This is a genomic window from Sorangium sp. So ce281, from assembly GCF_051527395.1.
GTDB lineage: Bacteria > Myxococcota_A > Polyangia > Polyangiales > Polyangiaceae > Sorangium > Sorangium cellulosum_B.
In genome coordinates this window covers 842,356-863,952 of record NZ_CP150322.1, presented here as the reverse complement: position 1 = coordinate 863,952, position 21,597 = coordinate 842,356, and the positions used below count along the sequence as shown (strand labels likewise).

Below are 21,597 nucleotides of genomic sequence, written 5' to 3'. Positions count from 1 at the left end.
GTCGGCTTCCAGTCCACGACCCGCTCACGACCCGCACGAGGAGCTCACAGCTGCCCCGCGCCGGGCCCCGCGTCGCTCCGCGCCCGACCCCGCCCCAGGATGTGTCCCATCGTGAAGGCGGAGAGGACGAGGACCGTGACGATGATCGGCACGGCGTAGGTCGCGAGGGACGCGATGTTGGGCACGGCGCCCGCGCCGGCCGCAGCGCCCGCGCCGGCCGCAGCCTTGTCGGCGCCGCCCACCGTCATCAGGATGGCCGTGGCCATCGAGGCGGCGATCGAGAGCAGGGCGATCGCGAGCCCCGCGGCGAGGCCGCTCGGGCCGGTCGGCTCCAGCACGACGGGCGCCGCGGCCGCCGGCGACGCGATCCCCGGCGAGGCGACCGGGACCGTCACCAGCGGACCGTCCAGCTTGACGTGGACGTTGACGACCATGTCCTGGCCCGCCCACGGGATGACGAGCCCCTGCGGGCTCGCGCTCGCGACGGCAGGGGGCGCTGCGGATGCCGGGCGCGCCGCCGCCCGGGACTCTTCGTGGTGGATACCGCTGGTCATCATGGCCTCATGGGCAGGGTTGGTCTGGTAGTGCAGCGTGTCGGCGTCCTCGTCGAGCGGGCCCGGGCGCCTCTTCGCCGGCATCACCTCCGTGACGCTCGACGGCGCCGGCGCGCGCTGCTCCGAGAGGGGCGGCCGCTGCGCGGGCGCCCGCGCGGGCGCGGCGTCGGCCTTGCGACCGCCCCCGCTCGCGACGTGATCTGCGGCCGCCTTCTTCATGACGTCCGAGATCACGCCGTAGACCTCTTTCCACGCGGACTCGACGTCGCGCGTGAAGCCGTCGCCCAGCCCTTCGCGCAGCGTCCAGAGCAGCGCCTCGCCCACCACGTCGTAATGCCGATCGACGACCATGTAGCCGTGGTGCCGCACGCCGAGCGCCTGGAGCACCGGCACGAGCTTGCCCAGGTTGTTCAGCCCATCGACGGCCACGGCGAGCGTCTGCATGAGCTTCTTCTTCTGCTCGGCCATGTCGTTCTTGAACATCGGCCGCACCGACGGTTCGAGCTCGAAGAGGCGGTCGTAGAAGAGCGCGGCCGCGGCGTCCGAGATGGGCATCACCTTCGCCCACGATCGCTGCACGAGCTCGATGGTGCGCAGGCTGATCGGCGCGCCCGCGGGCGCCGCGGCGGGCGCGGGCGCGGGCGGCGGGTCGCCCTGCCAGGGCGGCACGACCCCGACGAGCGTCCGCGAGGCCTTGGTCGACGAGGGCGGCGGCACCGACTTCGGCATCTGCACCGACGGTTCCCCGGGCGCCACGCGCTGCGCCGGTTGCTGGGCGCCGATCCGCGGGGCCTCCCTCCCGGCCGGCGCCGGCGAGGGGTGCGCCTGCGCGCCGCCCACGGCCGCGTGGGCCGCGGCGGCCTTCTTCATGACGTCCGAGACCACGCCGTAGACCTCTTTCCACGCGGACTCGACCTCGGCCGAGAAGGAGTCGCCGAGCCCCTCGCGCAGCGTCCAGAGCAGCGCCTCGCCCACCACGTCGTAATGCCGATCGACGACCATATAGCCCTGGTGCCGGACGCCGAGGCCCTGGAGCACCGGCACGAGCTTGGGCAGGTTGTTCAGCCCATCGACGGCCACGGAGAGCGTCTGCATGAGCTTCTTCTTCTGCTCGGCGATATCGTTCTTGAACATCGGCCGCACCGACGGCTCGAGCGTGAACAGCCGCTCATAGAACAGCGCCGCCGCGGCGTCCGAGATGGGCATCACCTTCGCCCAGGACCACTGCACGAGCTCGATGGTGCGCTGGCTCAGGAGCTCCGGCGGCTGCGCGCTGCGCGCTTTGTTGAGGAACTCGGGCGCGCCGTAGGCCCCCGGCCCTCGCTGGGTGGCAGGCCCCGCAGAGGGCAACGCACGCGCCGCGGGCGCAGGCGCGCCGGCGCTGCGTTGCGGCTTGGCCGCATCCCCCGGCGTCGCGGCGCCGCGCGTGTTGGTCGAGGGTGCGAAGGGATCGTTCGGTTTGGCCATCGTGGTTGTCCGCTGGAGGTTACCGGGAATGCGCCGGTGAGGTGCGCGCCGTGGCGCGCGTGTTCAGAGCACAGGAGCCGCCTCTATCGCCATCCTACATCACGGGGCCGGCGCCTGCCTACGGCGCGGCGAGAGGGCTGCGCCGCCGGCGCGAGGGGCCCGTGGAAGCGCGTGCCATGCCCACCAACGCCCCACCAACGCCCCACCAACGCCCCGCCAACGCCCGACCAAGGCGCAACGAACGCACGACGAACGCGCGCAGATCGCGGCGAGCTCGCCGGGGGCGCGGCGGCGCGACGAGCGGACCGAGGCCGCGGATGTGGCGCTGGCGAACCGCACCTGTACCGGCCCCGTAGCGCTGCGCACTTCCCGAGCGACACCGCCGACGGACAGGGCATCGGAGCGGCGGCGCGCCGGAGCCGCAGAGAGCGATGGAGTTCGCGCCATCGACGCTCGATGTTCCAGAAGGGGTGAGCGTCTTATCGCCCTTGCGCTCGAGCCGCTCCGTGCCGCCGCGCTCCGGTGGAGCGACTGGGGCCCAGGGCGCGCGACGCCGCCGGGACGACCAGGACCTCTCCCGAGAGGCTCACACCAGGCGAGCAGGCAAAGCGCGCGACGAGCAGCGCTCGCCTGAAGGGGCCGGACGGCGGGCTCGCTCAGGCCGCCTCTCCGGCCTCACGCTCGGCGTCAGCGGACAGACCCTGAAAACGAAAAACGCGAGGTGGCCTTTCCGACCAATCCTCGCGTCCTCTTGCTTCTTGCTACTTGGGTCGTGGTTGCGCGGGCGGGATTTGAACCCACGACCTTCGGGTTATGAGCCCGACGAGCTACCAGGCTGCTCCACCGCGCGAGAGGGAATCTACTCACGGCCTCGCTCCGGTCAAGGATTCTCTCACGGCCCGGTGTCGATTGTGTCCATCTCCCCCTCGGAGGCTTTCCGATGCCTTCCAAGGCCTGCCGAGGGAGGCACAGCTCGGCTGCGCTCGAGCGGTCCCTTCGTCCCCCTGCCCCTCAGCCCAGCCAGTCCGGCACGAGCGGCGACGGCGCCGCCGTCGAGATCACCCAGAGCTGGTGCGCCGCGCGGGTCGCCCCGATGTGGAGCAGGTGCCGCGACTCGTCGTCCGCCGAGTAGGTCGACGCGTTCACGTCGACCAGCACCACGTAGTCGTACTCGAGGCCCTTCACCTGCCGGACCTCGGTCACCTCGACGCCGGGGCGGAACGCGAACTCGTAGGCGCGCACGCGCCGGAGGTTCGGGATCTCCGCCATCCTGAGGGCGTCGTAGTAGACGTCCGCCTGCTCGGGGTGGCGCGCCAGGATCGCCAGCGTGGCGCGGGGCTCGCGCGCGAACAGCGGGCGGATCGCGTCGGCCAGGAACGCGACGGCCGCGCCGGCGCTCGGGAAATGGTGGTGCTCGACCGGCGCCCCGCTGCGCGGGGCGAGGGGCGGCGTCGGATCCGCCAGCGGGCCCAGCACCGCGCGGGCGAACGCGAGCACCTCGCGCGTCGAGCGGTACGCGATGCGCAGCGGCTCGACGTCGACCCGCGACAGGCCGAGGTCGTCGAGCGTCGTCCGCCAGTCGCGGAAGCCGGAGTCCATGAAGAGCCGCTGCGCCGTGTCGCCCGCCAGCGTCACGCTGCGCGGCTCGGCCACGACGCCGAGCAGCACGGCGAGGTCGATCGGCGCGAGATCCTGCGCCTCGTCCACGAAGAGGTGCTCGTAGACGAGCACGTTCTTCCCCTTGCGGAGCTCGCCACGGAGCAGCTGGTACGCCCGCAGGAGGAGCGCGTCGTCCTCGGGGTCGAGCACCGCGCGGTCGTCGCTCGAGACCTCGCGCCCGTCCCCGCCCCGGTCGTCGTCGTCGTCCGCGGGCTCGTCGGCCATCGCCGCCTTGCGCTCGGCGCGGTCGCCGGGGTCGAGGTCGAGCACGGCGGGGCAGCGGTCCGCGCACCAGCGCCACGCGCGCTTCACCTGCTCCGGGCCGAACTCGGGGTCGCCCGCCGCCTCGAAGGCGGCCATCACCCGGTCGAGATCGGTGAGCACGTCCGCCCAGAAGGCGAGGGTGCCGCGCGAGTCGCGCCGCGCCCGCGCGTCGTCCTTGAGCTCCGCCGCGCGCTGCTCGAGGAGGTGGAGCATCGCCGGGTGGGTCTTGTAGCGGGTCACGACGGAGGGCGTGTTCTCCTCGATCGGCGCCTCGAGCCACGGGAACGCGCGCTTCCGGGCCGCGCGCGCCCACTCGGAGAACGTCTCGACCGCGATGCCGCCCAGGCCGAGCGCGGGGAGCGCCTCGCTGATGTACGCGCGGAGCGCGGGGCTGCCGACGATGACGAGCATCTTGTCGGCGGTGAAGCGGCGGCCTCCGTTGTAGGAGAGGAAGGCGAGCCGGTGGACGCCGATCGTCGTCTTGCCGCTGCCGGCGCCGCCCTGGATGACCACGATGCCGGCGTCCGGCTTCGAGATGAGCTCGAACTGCCGCGGGTCGAGGAGCGCCGCGATCTCCGGGAGGTGCCGGTCCTCGCGGGCGTGGAACGCCGCCCCCGTCCCGAGCCCGCCGCGCGCGCCGCCCGCCGCCGCGCGCGCGATGTCGCGCATGTCCTCGGGGCGCACCGCGCTGCCCTGCCCGCCGGAGAGCTCGGTCGCCCGCGTCGCGATCTCCCGGAAGCCGCCCGAGGGCCCGCGGACGAGCGTCCCCTGCGGCGCCGAGATGCGGTAGAGCTCGCTGTCGTCGATGGTCACGGTGCGCCGCACGAGCACGGTGCCCTCGACGTCGCGCTCGCCGAAGGTCTCCTCGTAGTCCGCGCCCTCCTCGTAGCGGTAGTAGATCTGGCTGACCGGGGCGTGGCGCCAGTCGACGATCCGCACGCCCGCGCTCGCGTCGACGAGCGTCGTGCGCCCGATGAGGACGTCGCGCTCGGGGCGGCCCTTCTCCTGGAGGCGCAGGTGGCCGAAGTAAGGCGACTTCGGATCGACGGGCTCGACGACGTTCTCGTTCCGCCGCGCGGCGATCCCTTGCAGGCGCTCCATCTGCTGCACCAGCGCCGGCACGTCCTCCAGCCGCGCCGCCGCGATCTGATCGCGCAGCGAGAGGAGCTGCTCCTCGTAGTTCTCGGCAGGCGGCGGGCGCGACGGCTTGGTCGCGGCGGTGGCGAGGTACGCGGTGACGCGGGCGAGCAGCGCCTCCTCCTCGCGGACGATCGCCGCGCCGCGCTCGCTCAGCCCGGCGCCGGGCGCGCCGTCGCTGGACGTGGGCGACGTGGGCGGCGCGGGCGGCGCGGGCCGGGCGGACGTCGTGAGGGTGGCCGAGGACGGCGCGGTGGACTGCTCTCGGGTGGGCGTGGGGCTCGTAGAACGATTCGCGGTCACGGGGATGCCGATGCGAGGGTGGATTGAGGTGACAGGCTGAGCCGGAGCGTCAGCACGCCAGACATCCGTCGCGGCCCGTTGACGCAGGAGGGTCGGACCTATTGACCGATCCGGCACAGCTCCGCAACCGCCGCGTGGGGCCCACCACGCTATCCGCGTTTCGGCGCGTTTCGACGGGCCGGCGCGCGCCTCGACGGGGCGGTTCGCGCCTCGGTGTGCCGCCGCGCGCCACGCGAGCGCCCTCGGTGCGTAACGTGCCCCGCGTCCGAGGGCGGATCCGCCGCGGGCGGTGGCGTTCGGGATTGAGGTCACGTGGGCGGACGCCGTACAAGGCAGCGATGCAAAACTGCGCGACCCGGTCCGACCGGCTCCTCGAGTTGATCCTCTTCTCGCTGCGCGATCGCGGGGCGCTCTGCGCGCTGGTCCTCGCCGCCTACCGGGTCGAGCTGACCAGCCTGCTCGACCGCGTCTCCTCGGGCTCGATCGGGGACGACGATCGGGAGGTCGCGCCGCACGCCCGGGGGGATCGCGCTTCCGGATCCCCGGCGCGCGCCCGCGCCGAGGGGCGCCGTGCGGAGGCCCGGATCAGCGAGGAGGACGCGTTCCTCATCTACGATCTGGCCGGGTGCATCGCCGAGGCGGCGGGCGCGGCCCGCCTCCCGGTCGTCCGCCGCGACGCGCTCGCCCTCCGGGAGAAGGCGGCCGAGGTGCACGCCGGCGGCGAGCGCGCTGAGCGGGACATGTTCGCGGCCGGGCTCAGGGTGATCGACCGGATCCTCGACGCGGCCCGCGCGCAGCCCTCGCCTCGGAGCGAGCCCGCGAGCAAGGACCTGAACTGAGCGGCACCGGGCGGAACGGAGCGGAACTGAGCGGCACCGGGCGGGACCGGGCGGGACCGAGCGAAAGCGTGCACGCCGGGCGCTCCATCGATGGCCTGCTCCCTGCACCGGGTGCCGCCGCGGGGCGCTCCGCCTCGGTCCCTGGGGCGGGCTCGCGTCCCGGCGGGTCGCGCTCGCGCCGAAGGACAGCATGAGCATCCCCTGCGCCGGCTCCCTCTCCGCGCCGCGAACGCTGCGAAGCCCGCTGTGGCGCGCGGCCTCGAGCGCGCCGATGCGCGTCTCCTTCGCCGGGGGTGGCAGCGACCTGCCCGGCATCGCCCGACAGGACGGCGGGCGTGTCGTGGGCGCCGCGATCGATCTGCGCGTGCGCGTCATCGTGGAGCCGTTCGATCGAGGCTGGGTGCGGCTCGAGCTCGCCGCGCGCGGCGAGGGGCGGGCGGAGCCGCGCCCGACCGAGGGCGCCGGCGGCGCCGGAGGGGCGCGCGTCCTCCTGCGCCGCCGCGCGGATCCTCCGCGCGACGATCTCGCGTTCCGCCTGATCGAGGCGACGCTCTCCGCGGCGGGCGTGGGCGACGGGGTCGCCCTGCGGGTCGAGAGCGAGACGTCGCCCGGGGCCGGCCTGGGCGGCAGCGCGTCGGTGGCGGTGGCGGCGCTGTTCGCGCTGCGCGCCTCGCTGGGAGAGGCCGTGGCGCCGGAGGATCTGGCGCGCGAGGCGGTCGCGATCGAGCGCGAGCGCCTGTGCAACGCGTGCGGCGCGCAGGATCAGGTGTTCGCGGCGTTCGGGGGGCTGCTCGATCTCGCCTTCGACGCCGGCGGCTGCTCGGGGGTGCGGCCGCTCGCGATCGGCTGCCCGGACCTCGTGCCCGCGCTCTCGGCGGGGCTGCTGCTCGTGGACACGGAGGTGCGGCGCGTGTCGGGCGAGGTGCTGGATCGGATGGACGCCGGCTCGGCGTGCGAGGCGAAGGGCGAGCTCGTGGCGGCGGCCGGCGAGGTCGCGCGCGGCTTCGAGCTCGGCTCGCTCTCGCTGGTGCTCTCGGGCATGCGCCGGGGCGCGGCCGCGAAGGTGCGCCTCTCGAGGGCGGCGAGCGCGCTCGCGCTCTCGCTGGAGCGGCGGCTCGACGGCCTCGGGGTCGAGGTCCTCCGGGTGTGCGGCGCAGGCGGCGGCGGGCACATCCTCGTGTGGGCGCCCGCCGAGCGCCACGCGCGCATCCTCGAGGCGCTCGGCCCGTGCCTCGTGCGGCGGCCCGCGCTCGGCGCCCCCGGCGTGCGGCTCGACGGGGGCTGACGCGGGCCGACGCGCGCCGCGCGGCGCTAGGCGCTCGTCCTGAGGCGGGCCTTGCGCGCGCCGCGCTCGAGCGCGAGCCCGATGAGGCGCTCGATCAGCTCGCGCGCGGGGATGCCGCTCGCCTCCCAGAGCTTCGGGTACATCGAGATCGCCGTGAAGCCGGGGATGGTGTTGATCTCGTTCACGTAGAGCGCGCGATCGGGCGAGAGGAAGAGGTCGACGCGGGCCATCCCCGACGCCTCCAGCGCGCGGAACGCGCGGAGCGCGACCAACTGCACGGCGTTCGCCTCGGCCGGGGAGAGGTCGGCCGGGATCCGGATCGTGGCCCCGTCGGCGTCGATGTACTTCGCGGCGTAGGAGTAGAACCCGTCGGCGTGCCCGACCACGATCTCGCCGGGCACGGAGGCGATGGGGTCGTCGTCGCCGAGCACGGCGCACTCGATCTCGCGCACGCCCTCGACGCCCTGCTCGCAGACGATCTTCAGATCGAACTCGAAGGCGTGCTCGACGGCCGCCTCGATCTCGGAGCGCGCCTTGACGCGCCGGACCCCGACGGACGACCCGAGGTTCGCGGGCTTGACGAAGATCGGCCCGGAGCCGGCGCTGCCGGGGGCGGAGAGGGCGGCGATCTGCTCGATGCACGCGCCGCGATCGCGGTCCCAGGCGGCCCGGCGGAGGGTGACGTGGGGCACGATGGGGATCTCCGCCTCGCGGAGCAGGCGCTTCATCACGTCCTTGTCCATCCCCACGGCGGAGCCGAGCACGCCGGAGCCGACGTACGGGACGCCGGCGAGCTCGAGGAGGCCCTGGACGCAGCCGTCTTCCCCGGTGGGCCCGTGCAGGACGGGGAAGACGACGTCGATCGGGGAGCGCGCGCCGCCCGGCACGGTCAGCGTGGCCTCGCCGGCGGGCCCGGGGTGGGCGTCGAGGGCGATCTCCGGCATCGCCTCGTTCAGCCGGGCGAGGCGGGGGTCGCGCGCCGCGCCGAGGAGCAGCGCCTCTTCCTGGAGCAGCCAGCGGCCGGACTTGTCGATGCCGATGAGCACCGGCTCGAAGCGGTCACGGTCGAGCGCCTCGACGACGAAGCGGGCGGACAGGAGGGAGATCTCGTGCTCGGCCGAGCGGCCGCCGAAGAGGACGGCGACGCGCACCTTGGCGGGGTTCCGCATGGCGGCACCCTAGCCGCGATCGCGCGCGGGGGTGAAGAAGCCGGCGACTCGAGCGACTCGAGCGACTCGAGCGACTCGAGCGACTCGAGCGACTCGAAGAAGACGGCTACTCGGAGAGGACGCGGAACGACGTGCGGACGGTCGCCATCGCGACGCGCGCGACGTGGCCGTCGGCGAGCTCGACGTCGACGGCGGTGAGCTGGCCCTGGCGCTCGATCAGCCTGGCCACGCTCACCCTCGAGCCCCGGGCGACCTCGGCGCGGGCGACCTTGACGTCCGCGAGCGCCTCCAGCTGAGCGCCGACGGCGAGGCCGTTCGCCACCTTCGCCGGCGTCTCCTCGCTCGCCCTCGCCGCTCCGGCGGGGACGATCACGGCCAGCGCCGCGACGACCGCAACGATGAGACCGCCCGTCGTGCTCCTTCGACTGCAGGTGAGCATCGGGCCCGATTCTACGCGGAAGGAGAGCGATGTCACCTGCGTTGTCACCGGATCGGGTGGTCCGTCCAGAAAGCCATCCGCGACGACATCGAGCGCGCCTGTCGGCACGGAACGCAGGGGTGCATCGTCCACCTGGGCTGCCCCCTCGGGTGGGCACCCGGACGGGGAGCTCCGCGCGCGCCGGCCGCGGCCGCCCCGGCGAGCTCCGCGACGCGACATCGAGCTCGGCAAAAAGGGTCCCAATCTGCGGACCTCGCTCGTGTCCGAACAAGGCGAGGAGGCATGATGAAGCCGCGATCGCTTATCTCAGTCACAGCCGCGCTGCTGTTTCTCGGCGTCTCGATCCCCGAAGCCGCTGCGGAGGACAGGACACCGACCAAGCAAGAGAATTACAGTTATACGTTCACCGACGATCTGCTGGATGCCTCGAACAGCTCCGCGACCGGCGCCATGCTTCAGGTCCGACAGCCCGGGCGCCGCGACAGGCTGCTCCGGCCGAGACTTCACTTCATTCCGGAGATGCTCAAGTCGGTCGAAACGATGTGATGAGGAGCACCGCCTTCTCGACGGAGCAGGAGCCGACGATGAAAGGATCACGCATCGGTCGATCCGCCCAGCCCACGGGACGGAACGGGCACCGCGCCGAAGCTAGGCTCCAGTCGATTTCCGGCGCCGCTCGCGCACCTCGCCGAGCTTGAGCACGATCTCGTGCATCCTGCGTTGCTCACTCTCCACCATCTGCTCGAGCTCGCGCTGAAACCATACGCCGAGCGTGCTCTCGATCGGGCGCGGGAGCCCCAGATCGCCCGGCTCCTCGTTCATCCACAGGAGCTGCAGCCCGGAGGCCTCCAGCTGGTTGCGCGCGTACTGCATCGCGAGCTGGATCGCCTGCACACCGTCGATCCCGTACACGCACTTGCTGCATCCGTCGTCCAGGCCCTCGAAGACGACGGGACACGCCCAGTCCACCCCAGGAGGGCTCACCTCGAACGGCCGTCCAATCTTCAAGATGATTTCTCGCCCAGGCTGACCTTCCACGCTGTAGCGACGCTCCGCGATCGGCGAATCCTTCTGATCCATGCGATGAGGCTAGTACGAGAACTCGACCGTGCACTACACGAGCCAGACAGGCCATGCTGCCGAACTCGCAGAGTCTGTACGCTCGCGGCCTCTCCTGGGGCCGCATCAGCGCGCTCCCCCGCCCTGGTCGAGGCTACGCCTCTCCGGAGCTCGGCAGCTCGGCGGGAACCGGCGTGCGGGTCCTTCTCGCGGCGGCCGCGGCGGCGACGTTCTTCCGCATGAAGTCGACGACCGGCGCGAGCACGTCCATGACCTTCCGGTCGGTCTGCGCGTGCGTCTTGGCGATGCGGTAGGCGGCATAGAGCGTCTCGCGGAACTTGACGGCAGTATAGAGCGTCGAGTCGCCGAGCTCGCCGCCCACCGAGGAGAGGCTCGCCGCGACGTCGCTGAAGAGCAGGTGCTTCTCGATCCGCTCGCGGAGCAGCGCCGTCTCGAAGCGGTTCGGGTCCATGCCTTCGTCCTGATCGGCCAGCGACTCGAATAGGGCCGGCTTCATGTCGACCACGTCGAGCACCTTGTGCAGCATCGCGTGTTCGCCGTCACGCAGCCTAGGCGCGGTCTTCCGCTGCTCCTTGGTGAGCGTCACGAGGCCGGGGAAGAGCTCGTCGAGCTTCTCGACGAACTCGGTGGCGAGGGCCTTGGCCTTCCCGGCCCGCACTCGAAACTCGTCGAGCGGCATGTCTTCCCACGTGGTCCAAGTCGAATTCTTCTTTCGCGGTGCCATGGGTTCCTCCGTCGGATGATGGGGACAAGCTGGTGGCTTAGTCGCCAGCTGCGAGGTTCGCAAGGCGGGTGACCGCTAGAGCACGTTCTCGGCGAGCGCGCGGCGCTCTCGCTGGGTCGCGAGCAGGGCCTGCTCATGGATCCTCGACGCCGGCACGACCCGAGCCGGCGAGTCCACCGAGGGCGCGATGGTCGCCGTCACCGGTCGATGGTCGCCATCACCGGTCGATGGTCGCCATCACCGGTCGATGATTGCCATCACCGGTCGATGATTGCCATCATCGGTCCACAGTCAGCAAAAGCGAAGCGATGACCGCCAAGAACCGCGCGATGACCGCCAAGAACCGCGCGATGACCGCCAAGAACCGCGCGATGACCGCCAAGAACCGCGCGATGACCGCCCTGAGCCGCTCCCCGGCAGCCCTCTTCGCCTCGTACCCTCCGGAGGCCGCTCCCACACGACCGCCGCCGAGTGGCGTACGCGTGGAGGATGCCGTCCGGGACCGCGCGATAGACACGTGGACCACGGCCGGCCGCCCGATGAAAATCGGCGACCACGTTATAATTTGGCGCGGGAAAGGTCGCGGTGGTCGGCGGGGCATCGTTGCCTTCGGCGAAGTCGTCGAGGGCCCCCGGGGCATGCCGGATCATGAGAACCCGTATTGGGCAACACCACCCGGACCCGGAGACGTAGAGGACCGCGTCCGCATCCGATACGTCACGCCGCCGGGCCTTCCACTCTGGTTCAACGAACACGAGAACGTGCTCTCCGGCCTGTCAGTCGCCCGCGCACGCGGCGGCACGGTCTTCAACGTCACCCCCGAGCAATGGGAGGCCGTCGTGGCTGCGGCTGGTGGATGGACTCAGCGAGCGCTCGTCCCAAAGACAACGCAAATCGGCTTGGCGTACCGCCATGCCGACGAAACCAATGTCCTCACCTCGCGCGCTCCCTTTGTTGAGGTAGATTTCGAGAAGATCGAGCGCGGCAATTATGGACACGCGAAAACGCAGAACGCCCTCGCCGCCTTCCTTCAGAGCCACGGTCTCCAGCCACGCTCGCCGTCCCTGAGCGAACCGGAGTACGACCTCGCCTGGGAAGTGGGTACCACGATCTTCGTGGCTGAGGTCAAAAGCATCACCGATGCGAACGAGGAACGGCAGCTCAGGCTCGGGCTCGGTCATGCCCCATGATGGACGCGGGGATCCCTCAGGGCGCCTACGGCACCCAGCTCCCGACGCCACGGAGCGACACCAGCGCGCCGACCGGCGGCGACCTGTACGCGACCCCGACGCCATCCACCGAGAAATCGTTGCGCCGGAGCGGCACCAGCGCGGCGGCACCGACCTCGAAGCCGAGCGGACCTGCCAGACTCGCCAGCGACAGCTCGATCGGCACCGCCAGCCACGTCTTCTCGACGGCGTCGTTCCGCGTGAAGCCGCTCGCCGCCACCTTCAGCCGGCCAGCGTGAACGCCGGAGCACACGTCGAAGCGCAGCACCCCAGCGCCCGCGGCCGCGAAGCAGGCGCGCACGGCGCCGCCGAGCATCGTCTCGCGGAGCTCGCCCGGCCCGAGCTCCAGCGTCTGCGGGACGAGCCAGAGCGCGCCGATCGCCGCTCGAAATCGCGTATTGCCGATGCCGAGCTCCGCGGAGAGCGCGGGCGCGAAGGGACGCACCACGCCGAACAGGCCGGCAGCCCCCGCCGCCAGCGTGAGCCGCGTGGCGCCACGTTCGGACGCCGGCGCCTCGCGCTCGCCGCCGCCGGCGCCCGCCGGCGCGGGCCGCGCGACCGGCGGCCGCTCCGCCGAGGCGCTGGGCGAAGGCGCCGGCGCTGGAGGCGCGGGCCCCTGCGGGGACGACGCCTGCCCGTCGGAGTCGAGCAGCAGCGCGAGCGTCACCGCCGCCGCCTGCTCGAGCCCGGCGCAGCTGCGGCTGCGATCGCGCAGCTCGCGCGCGCCGCTCCCGCTGCGGATGGACACGCGGAAGCCGTCGGTATCCCCGGTGAAGTCGACGAGGTAGGAGCCGCTCGCACCCGTCTCCGGCCGGCCGCGCAGCTGCTCGACGCGCTCGATGAGGCCCGCCGCGTCCGGGCAGCTCTCGGCGCCAGCGCCGCGCGTCACGCTCAGGAACGGCTCGGTCTGTGCCGTGGCGGTCCCCGAAGCCGCCAGCATCGCACCAAGAACCACGGGAAAAGCGCGACGCCTCCGCATCCGGACGACGCGAGGGTAGCCGCCGCGCGGAGCACGCGCATTTATTTGTGATCGTCCCGGGCCGGCGTCCCCACTAGGAGGCCGAGTGGTATCGTCCCTTCACAATTCCGCGCTCGAGCTGGCGGCGTCTGCTCGTCTCGCTCGCTGACAGGTCACCGGGACGTCACGGCATGAGCACACCGGACCCCGAGTTTCGAGCCCTCTACGACGCGCACTTCAACTTCGTCTGGTGCTCGCTCAGGCGCCTCGGGGTGCGCGAGGCGGACGTGCTCGACCTGGCGCAGAAGGTGTTCTTGACCGCGCATGTCAAGCTCCCCGAGTTCGAGGGTCGATCGCTCCTCACGACATGGCTCTTCGGCATCTGCCAGCGTGTTGCGAGCGACTACCGGCGCTCCGCGCGGTTCCGGCGCGAGGTCACGACGGACGCCGCGGAGATGGACCTCTACGGCGGCGCGTCCGAGGAGCTCGCGCAGAACGCGGAGTCGCGGCAGCGCGCGCAGGCGGCAGAGGCCATCTTGAACAAGCTGCCGGAGCCGCAGCGCCTCGTGTTCGTCCTCTTCGAGCTCGAGGAGAAGTCGGGGCAGGAGATCGCGGACCTGCTGGGCATTTCCGTGGGCACCGTGCGCTCGCGCCTCCGCCTGGCGCGCGAAACCTTCTCGCGCGAGGTCAAGCGACTCGCGCTGGCACAGGACACGAGCCGAAAGGAGGCCGTGTGACGGGGGATCCTGAGCGGCTGCTGAGCGTCAAGAGCGGGGCGGACCCGCTCGAGCGGGAGCTCCTGGGAAGCGTGCGCCACGTGGGTCCGCCCGAGGGCGCGAAGGAGCGCGCATGGCGCGGCATCGCGGGACAGCTGGCGGCGGGGACGGCCGTCGGCGCCACGGCCGGCTCGAGCGCCGCCGCTGCCACGAAGGCTGGCGTCGGCTCGCTGTTGCCGTCGGCCCTCTCGGTCAAGGCAGCGGCGGTGCTCGTGGGCGGCGGCCTGGTGCTCGGCGGAGGGTACTGGGCCCTCTCCTCCCCGGACGAGCCCCCTGCCCCGCCCCGCGCGGCGGCCCCGGAGCGCGCGCCCGCGGAGGTGCCGCAGGAGGTGCCGCAGGCCCCTGTGGCGCCTCTGGAGGAGCCCAAGGCGCTTCCGGAGCCGCCGCTCGATGGTCCCACCGCGGCAGAGCCGACCCGGCGGCCGAGCGGGCCGAAGCCGACGGAGACCGATCTTCTGCGCGCGGAGAGCGCGCTGCTCGCGGAAGCGCGCGCCAAGCTGCGCTCTGGAGACGTGGCGGGAGCGACGGCGCTCCTCGAGCGCCTGCGCGCGCAGTTCCCGAACGGCGTGCTCCGGCAGGAGCGCGAGGTGCTGGCCATCGACGTGCTGGCCGCGCGCGGCAACGCGCAGGAGGCGAAGCGGCGTGCTCACGCCTTCGTCAAGCAGTATCCCAAGAGCCCCCACAGCGCGAAGCTCAGGCGGTTCCTGGATCAGCCGTGAAGCGCCGGTCGGCCGCTCGCATCGTGGCGTTCGGCTGCCTTGCTGCCTCCGGGTGTGATGCGGAGATCACCTCGGTCGGCGCCTGGGCGCCTGTCGTGTCCGGATCGTCGTATATCGAGGCGGAGCTCGGAGAGCTGAGCGACGGCTTCACCGTCGGTGAAGACAGCCGCGCTTCCGGGGGCCGCTTCATCGCGCCCCCTGCCGGAATGCCCTCGGACGAGGCGCCGGGGCTCGAGCGGGCTCGCTACAGCTTCGAGGCGCCGAGCGGGGCAGAATACGTGATCTGGGGGCGGATCCACGCTCCGAGCGCCCTCAACAACCGCTTCTGGTTCCAGGTGGACGGCGGCCCCTGGTACCTCTGGCGCATCAGCGTCGGTGACATCTGGTTCTGGGACGATCTCCACGACGACACGCGCTATGGCGAGCCGCTCCGCTTCCCCCTCTCGGCGGGAGCGCACGAGCTCGTCCTCGCGAACGCCGTCGAGGGCGTCCAGCTGGATCGGCTGTACTTCACGCCGGACGGCGACGAGCCTCCAGGCAACGACACGCCCTGCGATCCGCCGCACTCGATCGAGGTCGAAGGGGAATGCCTCCCGAGCTGCGGCGCCTTGAAGGGAACCGAGTGCGGCGACGTCGCGTGCGCAGGGCGCGAATTGCTCGAAGCCTACGATTGCGCGGTGTGCTGCAGCATCGAAGGACCGTGAACCGGCGGCGCTCCCGCCATCGGGTCGGAGCTCGGCGACCGTAGACCCACCTCTTCGTACCCATCGAAACGTCTCCACGCTTCGACGACGAAAAAGGTGATCGCGCCCGAGCGGGTCTCCCACCGAGGCGGAGTAGCCAGCAGCGTCGAGCGGAGCCCTGAATGACTACATCATCGATTGAACAATTCAAGTCCCACGGAAGCGTGGGCCTGCTCGCCGCGGCGCTCGCGCTGTCGGCGTGCATCGGCAACCTGGGCAGCGAAGACGGCACATCGCCGGAGGAGGGCACGAGCGGCAGCTCGAGCAGCGGAGGCTCGGGCTCGGGGTCGGCGGGCCCCGGCGAGCCATTGAGGTGCGACGCGAGCACCATCGATCCTGGGCCTTCGCCGATGCGGCTGCTCTCGCGGGAGCAGTACCTGAACACCGTGCGCGACCTCGTCGGCGACGTGCCCGGCCTGGATGCAGCGCTCGGCCCCGCCATCGAGGCGTCGGCGTTCGGCCTCTTGCAGCCGGATGTGACGCAGGTCGAGCTCGAGCATTTCCAGGCCGCGGCGGACGTCATCGCCGCGGCGATCGTCGGCAATCCGGCGGCGCGCGACAACATCGCGCCTTGCGAGGCCGGAGCCGAGCCGAGCGAGTGTGCGCGCCGGATGGTCGTGGGCTTCGGCGCCCGCGCCTACCGCGCTCCGATCACGGACGCGGTGGACATCGAGCGACACCTGCAGCTCTTCGACGTGGGCGCGGAGACGAGCTACGAACACGGGGTCGAGCTCCTGCTCCGCGGCATGCTTCAGTCGCCGCGCTTCCTGTACCGCGTCGAGATCGGCACCTCGGAGAAGGTGAGCGATCGCGCCGTGAAGCTGTCCCCCTACGAGGTGGCCGCCCGCCTCTCGTACATGCTCTGGGGCACCCTGCCGGACGCCAGGCTGAACGAGGCCATCGAGGACGGCAGCCTGACCACGAAGGAGGGCGTCGCGGCGCAGCTCGGCTGGATGCTCGAGGACGAGCGCGGCGAGAAGCTGGTCCATCGCTTCCTCGGCAGCTGGACGCACCTGAACGGCCTGAACAGCGTGGTGAAGGACGCGGACGCCTTCCCCGAGTGGCAATCACGATCGTTCCGCGAGTCGCTGCGCGGGCAGGCCGACGCCTTCTTCGACCACGTGCTCGACGACGAGGGAGGCAAGCTGAGCGCGCTCCTCACCTCGACGACGGTCTTCTACAACAAAGATCTCGGCGGGTACTACGGCGTCACCGGCGACGACTCCTTCCAGGCGCTGAAGCGCACGGACGGCGCCACCTCGGGTATCCTGACGCTCCCGGCGCTGCTCGCCGTCCAGGCGAAGCCCAGAGAGAGCTCGCCGATCTACCGAGGGAAGTTCGTGCGCGAGGCGCTGCTCTGCCAGCAGCTGCCCGCCCCGCCGGCCAACATCCCCAAGCCGCCCGAGGTCGACCCGAGCAGCTCGACCCGAGAGCGGCTGTCGCAGCACGAGGTGGACCCGAGCTGCGTCGGCTGCCACCAGCTGCTCGATCCGATCGGCTTCGGCTTCGAGCACTACGACGCGCTCGGCCGCTACCGCGAGCTCGACGGCGGCGAGCCGGTCGACGCGAGCGGCAAGATCATCGCCACCCGCGACATGAACGGCGAGTTCGAGGGCGTGGCGGAGCTCGGCGAGCGGCTCGCGGGCAGCGCCGAGGTGGAAGAGTGCGTGGCGCGCCAGTGGTTCCGCTTCGCGATCGCCCGCTTCGAACAGGACATGGACGGTTGCTCGATGGAGAGCTTGCTCGAGACCTTCAAGGCCGCCGGCCAGGATCTGAACGCGCTCCCCCGCGCCGTCGTGGAGACGGACGCCTTCCTTTACCGCCGCGCGATCGACGCGCACACGAAGGAGATGCCATGAACCGAAGAGGCCCTATCGACCTCCGCACCCAGATCAGCCGCCGCAAGCTGCTGGGCGGGCTCGGCGCCCTGACCGTCGCGCTCACGAGCCCCGTCTGGCGGAGCGCCACGGTGTTTGGTCAGGACGCGAAGCAGCCGGGCGCCAGGCGCTTCATCGGCATCTTCTCGGCGAACGGCACCGTGCCGTCGGCGTTCTTCCCGGCAGGGGACGCGCACGAGGCGCCGCTCACGCTCGGCCCGATCCTGGCGCCGCTCGAGGAGCACAAGCAGAGGATGCTTGTGCTCAAGGGCGTGCACATGAACTCGACGGTCGAGGACGAGCTCGGCGTCCCGAGCGAGAACAAGCCCGGCGGCCCGCACATGAAGGGCCCCGGCGCGATGCTCACGGGGGGCTCCCTGCTCGCCGGCAGCTTCACGGGCGCGGGCGGCCCCGCCGGCTGGGCGGATCGCATCTCCGTCGACCAGCACATCGCGGGTCGCATCGGCGGTAACAGCCAGTTCCCGTCGCTCGAGTTCGGGGTGCGCATCGAGGGGCAGGAGCCGCTCCGCGTCATCTCGTACCGCGGTCCGAACCAGCCGAACACGGCCGTCGACGATCCCTTCCAGATGTATGCGCGCATCTTCGCCAACGCGGATCTCTCCGAGACGGAGCTCCAGCGGCTGATCGCCGAGCGCCAGAGCGTGCTGGACTTCCTCAAGGACGATATCGGCCGCCTGAAGGCGCGCGTCAGCTCCGAGGACAAGGCGCGGCTCGAGGCGCACCTCGGCGGCATCCGCAACATCGAGCAGCGGCTGCAAAGCTCGGCGGTGTCGTGCACGCCGCTCACGATGCCGGAGAAATTCGACACGCGAGCGATGGAGAACTATCCGAAGGTCGGCCGGCTGCAGACCGACCTGATGCTGCTCGCGCACATCTGCGGCATGACCCGCGTCTCCACGTTCATGTGGGCCAACGCCGATAGCTGGCAGTACTATCCCTGGATCGGCGTGAACGAGGAGCACCACGAGCTCTCCCACGCCGGCGACAACGACGCGGTCGCGAACGAGAAGCTCGTGAAGATCAACGTCTGGCACAGCGAGCAGGTGAAATACGTGCTGGATCAGCTGGCGCTCGCGAAGGAAGTGGACGGCAGCTCGGTGCTGGACAGCACCCTGCTGCTCTGGGGCAACGAGCTCGGCGTCGGCAACACGCACACGTACAAGGATATCCCCTGGGTGCTCGCCGGCGGCGCGGGCGGCTACTTCAAGATGGGCCGCACCATGAAGTACGCCGATCTGCCGCACAACAACCTGCTCGTGTCGGTATGCAACGCCATGGGCCTCGACGACGTGACCACCTTCGGCATTCCCGGCGTGTGCACCGGGCCGCTGCCGGGCCTCCTGGCCTGAGCCCCTCTTTCGGCCTCGCATCCCCGGGTGGCCCGCGCACGCCGCGCAGGACGCCGGACGGACAGGCGCCCGGCGGCAGGATCCGGGTTGCCCCGGGCGGCTTCGGCGACTACGCTCCGACACATTTGGCTTGTGAGGAACCGTGGTCCCTGCGCCAGCTCAGTCCGCGTTCTCTGATTTCGTCCTGCTTCTTCTCTCCGCAGCGCCCAAGCTCGGGCTGCCGATCGACGCGGTCCTGCGCGACGCCGCGCTCCCGCCGGAGGCGCTCCGCCAGCGCGGGTTGCCGATCTCCCTGAGCGCGGCGCGGCAGATATGGTCCTCCGCCGAGAAGATGAGCGGCAATCCGCTGCTCGGGCTGCACGCCGCGCAGGGGCTCGAGGTCGGCTCGCTCGACCTCCTGGACTACCTGACACGGAGCAGCAGCAGCTTTGGAACAGCGCTGGAACGCGTCATCCGCTTCGCTCCGCTGGTCGCCAATGGGGGCGTCCTTAGCCTTCAGGTGACCGGTCGCCGCGCGCATTTCCGCCACCTCTCGCCGGACGGCGTGCCCGCCGTCGCGGATCTCATCGTCAGCTTGATGGTGCTCCGGGCGCGGGCGTTCTCGGGCGAGCACATCCGCCCGCTGGCGGTGCGCTTCCGGCACCGCCGCGAGCGCGTCGCAGGCGAGTACGAGCGCGTCTTCGACGCGCGGGTCGAGTTCGATGCCCCCTATGACGAGCTGGTCTTCGATCGGGATCTCCTGGAGCTGCCCTTCCATTCCGCCGAGCCGCGCCTCTGTGAGATCCTCGAGGACTGCGCGGCGGCGCGCCTTCAGGCGCTCGGCAAGCCCAGCGGGGCGCCGGCGGTCGCCGCCGGCGTCCCGTCGAGCTTCGTCGACGATGTCCGACAGGCCCTCCAGACCTGCATCGCCCAGGGCAACCCGAACATCGATCGCATCGCCGAGCACCTCGGCGTGAGCTCGCGGACGCTCCAGCGGCTGCTGCGAGAGCAGGGCACGTCCCACCGCGCCCTGTTGATGCAAGCGCGAACCGAGCTGGCGGATCGGTACCTGGCCTCGTCCAACCCCACGAGGCGCGCGCTCGCGGCCGGGCTCGGCTACGCGAGCGCGCGCTCGGTGTCCCGCGCGCTGCGCCGCCGGTGAGCCGAGCTCACCGGCGGTCCCGACGGACAGGTACGCCACGCGCGCGCGGTCCATGCCGACTCAGCCGCACATCGCGCCGAGACCGCCCTGCAGCATCACGGATACCATTGAATCTGAAGCTGCCTGTTGCTCGTCGTGCTCACCTGATAGACGACGTCGTTCGCGGTGCCCGGGAACGGGATCGTGGTCGTCGCGGACCAGCTGTTCGCCGGGGCGCTCTGGGGCGCCCCGCCGTTGGCCGACACGCTGACGCCGTTCAGCGGTACGCCGTCCGCCGGGCTCATCTGCAGCGTCAGGGTCGCCGGCGTCCAGGCGGTCGGGAGGCTCGCCCGATCGATCTGGAAGCAGGACGTCCCGTTGACCGACGCGACGATCGCCGTGCTCATCGGCCCGAGGCTCTGGCAGGGGGGCGCGGGGTTCTTGTAGAACCCGAACGTGTGCTGCCGCGTGAACATCGGGACGGTCGCGCTGCCGGCGTGGTCCGCGAACACCGTGATGTCGTGGCTCCCCGTCTCGGCGAACTGGCCGACCTTCAACGAGTAGACGCCGTCGTTGGCCGTCGTGTCGCCGTGCGCCGCAGCACCGTCGTCATGGAACGACAGGGGCGTGACCGCGCCGCTCGGGCCGGTCATCTCCGCGCTGACCGTGGCGCCCAGCACCGGGCTGCCCAGGTGGCTCACCTCGGCCTCCACGATGAGCGGCGCCGCCCCGACGTTCAGCGTGCTCGGCGTGACCTGGAGCTCGATCGCGTCGGCCAGGGTCGATACCGCGGAGTAGACGTAGATGGGCTGATCCGAGGTGTTGACGGCGCAGAACTGCCAGAACCCCTCCTCGTACGCCTCCGTCAGGTGCAGGGAGAAGCGCTTGAAGTTCTCCGCCGAGAAGAAGGTCAGGTCGGAGCCAGACGCGGCGAAGTTCGCCTCGGTGATCTGGGACGTCTGGTCCCACGGGGGAAGCAGGTAGACCTCCGGCGCGGCCGCCCCGACGAAGATCATCGTGAAATCCACGATCTGCGCCGCCGAGACCAGCGTGTCCGCGCACGCGAACGACACCGGCGACTGCGGCGACGGAGGCGGGATCTGCGTCAGCCCCTGGTCGATCATGCCGCCGTCGCGGCAGTCGTTCGCCATGCGGTTGAACGCGCCGATCAGCTCGAGCTGGTCGATCGCGCTGTCGCTGTCGGCGCGCAGGTAGAGCCCGGGCGAGAACCCGTAGTTCGCCGCGATGTCGCTCATCATCGCCTCGTCCGCTCCGGACCCGAGCGCGATCGAGTGGACCTCGTCCACCCGACTGAAATAGTCCCCATAGAAGTCGCTCGGGGCAGGCGGCGTGTTGTGCTGACCGTCGGACAGCAGGATGACGCACTCGCGCGCGCTCTTGGTCGGGCTCTCGGCGATCAGCATGTCGAGCGCCTCCTCCAGGCCGGCCCCGATCGAGGTCGACCCGTCCGCGACGAGCGCGTCGACCGCCGTGTCCAGGCCGGACGCCGGCAGCGCCGTCATGGGGTACGTGATCGACGAGGTGTCGGAGTAGCTCGCCACGCCGAGCAGCTCCGTGAACGACTGCGACGCTGGCACATTGCTCGATACGAGCGTGTTCCAGTAGATCTTGGCCGCCTTCTTCGCGAGCTCGAGGCGGTCGCCGTACATGCTGCCCGACCGGTCGATGATCAGCACATGGTTCGTGTCCAGCGGGGCGACCTGGGCCAGCGCCGCGGCCCCTCCCACCACGCTCGTGAGGAGACCGCCGGCGACGCCTGCGAACATTCTGAATGACCTTCTCATCATCTCCAATCCTTCTTGAGCATCGTTCAAAACCAAATGTCTAGTTTCCGCCCACCTCTGCACCACGCAGAGCAGAGCGG

General features: G+C 71.3%; 19 protein-coding genes and 1 tRNA gene. 10 read left to right on the top strand and 10 right to left on the bottom strand.

Annotated features, from left to right (window positions below):
* Nucleotides 1-44 precede the first annotated feature (44 nt).
* The 3 genes from WMF27_RS03190 to WMF27_RS03180 form a co-directional block, all read right to left on the bottom strand.
* Nucleotides 45-2,021: a globin family protein gene (locus WMF27_RS03190; protein WP_437761732.1), complete on the bottom strand. Its 1,977-nt coding sequence runs from the start codon at nt 2,019-2,021 to the stop codon at nt 45-47.
* Nucleotides 2,022-2,794: 773 nt separating this feature from the next.
* A tRNA-Met gene (locus WMF27_RS03185) sits at nt 2,795-2,871 on the bottom strand.
* A gap of 161 nt (nt 2,872-3,032) precedes the next feature.
* A complete protein-coding gene (locus WMF27_RS03180; RefSeq protein WP_437761733.1) occupies nt 3,033-5,384 on the bottom strand; it encodes an ATP-binding domain-containing protein in 2,352 nt (783 codons plus the stop codon).
* A gap of 338 nt (nt 5,385-5,722) precedes the next feature.
* On the opposite strand from WMF27_RS03180, the gene WMF27_RS03175 reads away from it, so the two are divergent.
* The gene (locus WMF27_RS03175) at nt 5,723-6,223 is read left to right on the top strand and encodes a hypothetical protein (RefSeq protein ID WP_437761734.1); all 501 of its coding nucleotides are present in this window, start codon (nt 5,723-5,725) and stop codon (nt 6,221-6,223) included.
* Nucleotides 6,224-6,413: 190 nt separating this feature from the next.
* Nucleotides 6,414-7,508, top strand: a complete 1,095-nt coding sequence (locus WMF27_RS03170) for a GHMP family kinase ATP-binding protein (protein WP_437761735.1) — start codon at nt 6,414-6,416, stop codon at nt 7,506-7,508.
* A gap of 26 nt (nt 7,509-7,534) precedes the next feature.
* On the opposite strand, the gene WMF27_RS03165 is transcribed toward WMF27_RS03170, so the two are convergent.
* Nucleotides 7,535-8,677 carry a D-alanine--D-alanine ligase family protein gene (locus tag WMF27_RS03165; RefSeq protein WP_437761736.1) on the bottom strand — a complete coding sequence of 381 codons (1,143 nt, stop codon included), beginning with the start codon at nt 8,675-8,677 and terminating at the stop codon, nt 7,535-7,537.
* A 106-nt stretch (nt 8,678-8,783) separates the two neighbouring features.
* Nucleotides 8,784-9,116: a hypothetical protein gene (locus WMF27_RS03160; RefSeq protein WP_437761737.1), complete on the bottom strand. Its 333-nt coding sequence runs from the start codon at nt 9,114-9,116 to the stop codon at nt 8,784-8,786.
* Nucleotides 9,117-9,398: 282 nt separating this feature from the next.
* Between WMF27_RS03160 and WMF27_RS03155 the strand changes: the two genes are divergently transcribed.
* Complete coding sequence (locus WMF27_RS03155) at nt 9,399-9,662, top strand: hypothetical protein (RefSeq protein WP_437761738.1); 264 nt, start codon at nt 9,399-9,401, stop codon at nt 9,660-9,662.
* A gap of 102 nt (nt 9,663-9,764) precedes the next feature.
* Here WMF27_RS03155 and WMF27_RS03150 read toward each other — a convergent pair whose 3' ends face one another.
* The 3 genes from WMF27_RS03150 to WMF27_RS03140 all read right to left on the bottom strand — a co-directional run bounded on the left by WMF27_RS03150 (nt 9,765) and on the right by WMF27_RS03140 (nt 11,121).
* Nucleotides 9,765-10,196 carry a DUF6968 family protein gene (locus tag WMF27_RS03150; protein ID WP_272097664.1) on the bottom strand — a complete coding sequence of 144 codons (432 nt, stop codon included), beginning with the start codon at nt 10,194-10,196 and terminating at the stop codon, nt 9,765-9,767.
* A 133-nt stretch (nt 10,197-10,329) separates the two neighbouring features.
* The gene (locus WMF27_RS03145; protein WP_437761739.1) at nt 10,330-10,920 is read right to left on the bottom strand and encodes a hypothetical protein; all 591 of its coding nucleotides are present in this window, start codon (nt 10,918-10,920) and stop codon (nt 10,330-10,332) included.
* A 75-nt stretch (nt 10,921-10,995) separates the two neighbouring features.
* A complete protein-coding gene (locus WMF27_RS03140) occupies nt 10,996-11,121 on the bottom strand; it encodes a hypothetical protein (RefSeq protein WP_437761740.1) in 126 nt (41 codons plus the stop codon).
* 107 nt (nt 11,122-11,228) lie between these two features.
* On the opposite strand from WMF27_RS03140, the gene WMF27_RS03135 reads away from it, so the two are divergent.
* Nucleotides 11,229-12,110, top strand: a complete 882-nt coding sequence (locus tag WMF27_RS03135; RefSeq protein ID WP_437761741.1) for an EVE domain-containing protein — start codon at nt 11,229-11,231, stop codon at nt 12,108-12,110.
* Nucleotides 12,111-12,135: 25 nt separating this feature from the next.
* On the opposite strand, the gene WMF27_RS03130 is transcribed toward WMF27_RS03135, so the two are convergent.
* Nucleotides 12,136-13,089: a hypothetical protein gene (locus WMF27_RS03130; RefSeq protein WP_437761742.1), complete on the bottom strand. Its 954-nt coding sequence runs from the start codon at nt 13,087-13,089 to the stop codon at nt 12,136-12,138.
* Nucleotides 13,090-13,298: 209 nt separating this feature from the next.
* On the opposite strand from WMF27_RS03130, the gene WMF27_RS03125 reads away from it, so the two are divergent.
* The 6 genes from WMF27_RS03125 to WMF27_RS03100 all read left to right on the top strand — a co-directional run bounded on the left by WMF27_RS03125 (nt 13,299) and on the right by WMF27_RS03100 (nt 19,733).
* Nucleotides 13,299-13,844: an RNA polymerase sigma factor gene (locus tag WMF27_RS03125; protein WP_437761743.1), complete on the top strand. Its 546-nt coding sequence runs from the start codon at nt 13,299-13,301 to the stop codon at nt 13,842-13,844.
* On the top strand, nt 13,841-14,602 hold the full coding sequence (locus WMF27_RS03120) for a tetratricopeptide repeat protein (RefSeq protein ID WP_437761744.1): 762 nt from the start codon (nt 13,841-13,843) through the stop codon (nt 14,600-14,602). The genes WMF27_RS03125 and WMF27_RS03120 overlap by 4 nt, the downstream gene beginning before the upstream one ends.
* On the top strand, nt 14,599-15,306 hold the full coding sequence (locus tag WMF27_RS03115; protein ID WP_437761745.1) for a hypothetical protein: 708 nt from the start codon (nt 14,599-14,601) through the stop codon (nt 15,304-15,306). Before WMF27_RS03120 ends, WMF27_RS03115 begins: the two co-directional genes overlap by 4 nt.
* 161 nt (nt 15,307-15,467) lie before the next feature.
* Nucleotides 15,468-17,204, top strand: coding sequence for a DUF1592 domain-containing protein (locus tag WMF27_RS03110; RefSeq protein WP_437761746.1), 1,737 nt, complete (start codon nt 15,468-15,470; stop codon nt 17,202-17,204).
* Nucleotides 17,201-18,592: a DUF1552 domain-containing protein gene (locus WMF27_RS03105; RefSeq protein WP_437761747.1), complete on the top strand. Its 1,392-nt coding sequence runs from the start codon at nt 17,201-17,203 to the stop codon at nt 18,590-18,592. Before WMF27_RS03110 ends, WMF27_RS03105 begins: the two co-directional genes overlap by 4 nt.
* Before the next feature lie 142 nt (nt 18,593-18,734).
* Nucleotides 18,735-19,733, top strand: coding sequence for an AraC family transcriptional regulator ligand-binding domain-containing protein (locus WMF27_RS03100; RefSeq protein WP_437761748.1), 999 nt, complete (start codon nt 18,735-18,737; stop codon nt 19,731-19,733).
* 95 nt (nt 19,734-19,828) lie between these two features.
* Here WMF27_RS03100 and WMF27_RS03095 read toward each other — a convergent pair whose 3' ends face one another.
* Complete coding sequence (locus tag WMF27_RS03095) at nt 19,829-21,499, bottom strand: VWA domain-containing protein (RefSeq protein WP_437761749.1); 1,671 nt, start codon at nt 21,497-21,499, stop codon at nt 19,829-19,831.
* Between the last annotated feature and the right edge of the window lie 98 nt (nt 21,500-21,597).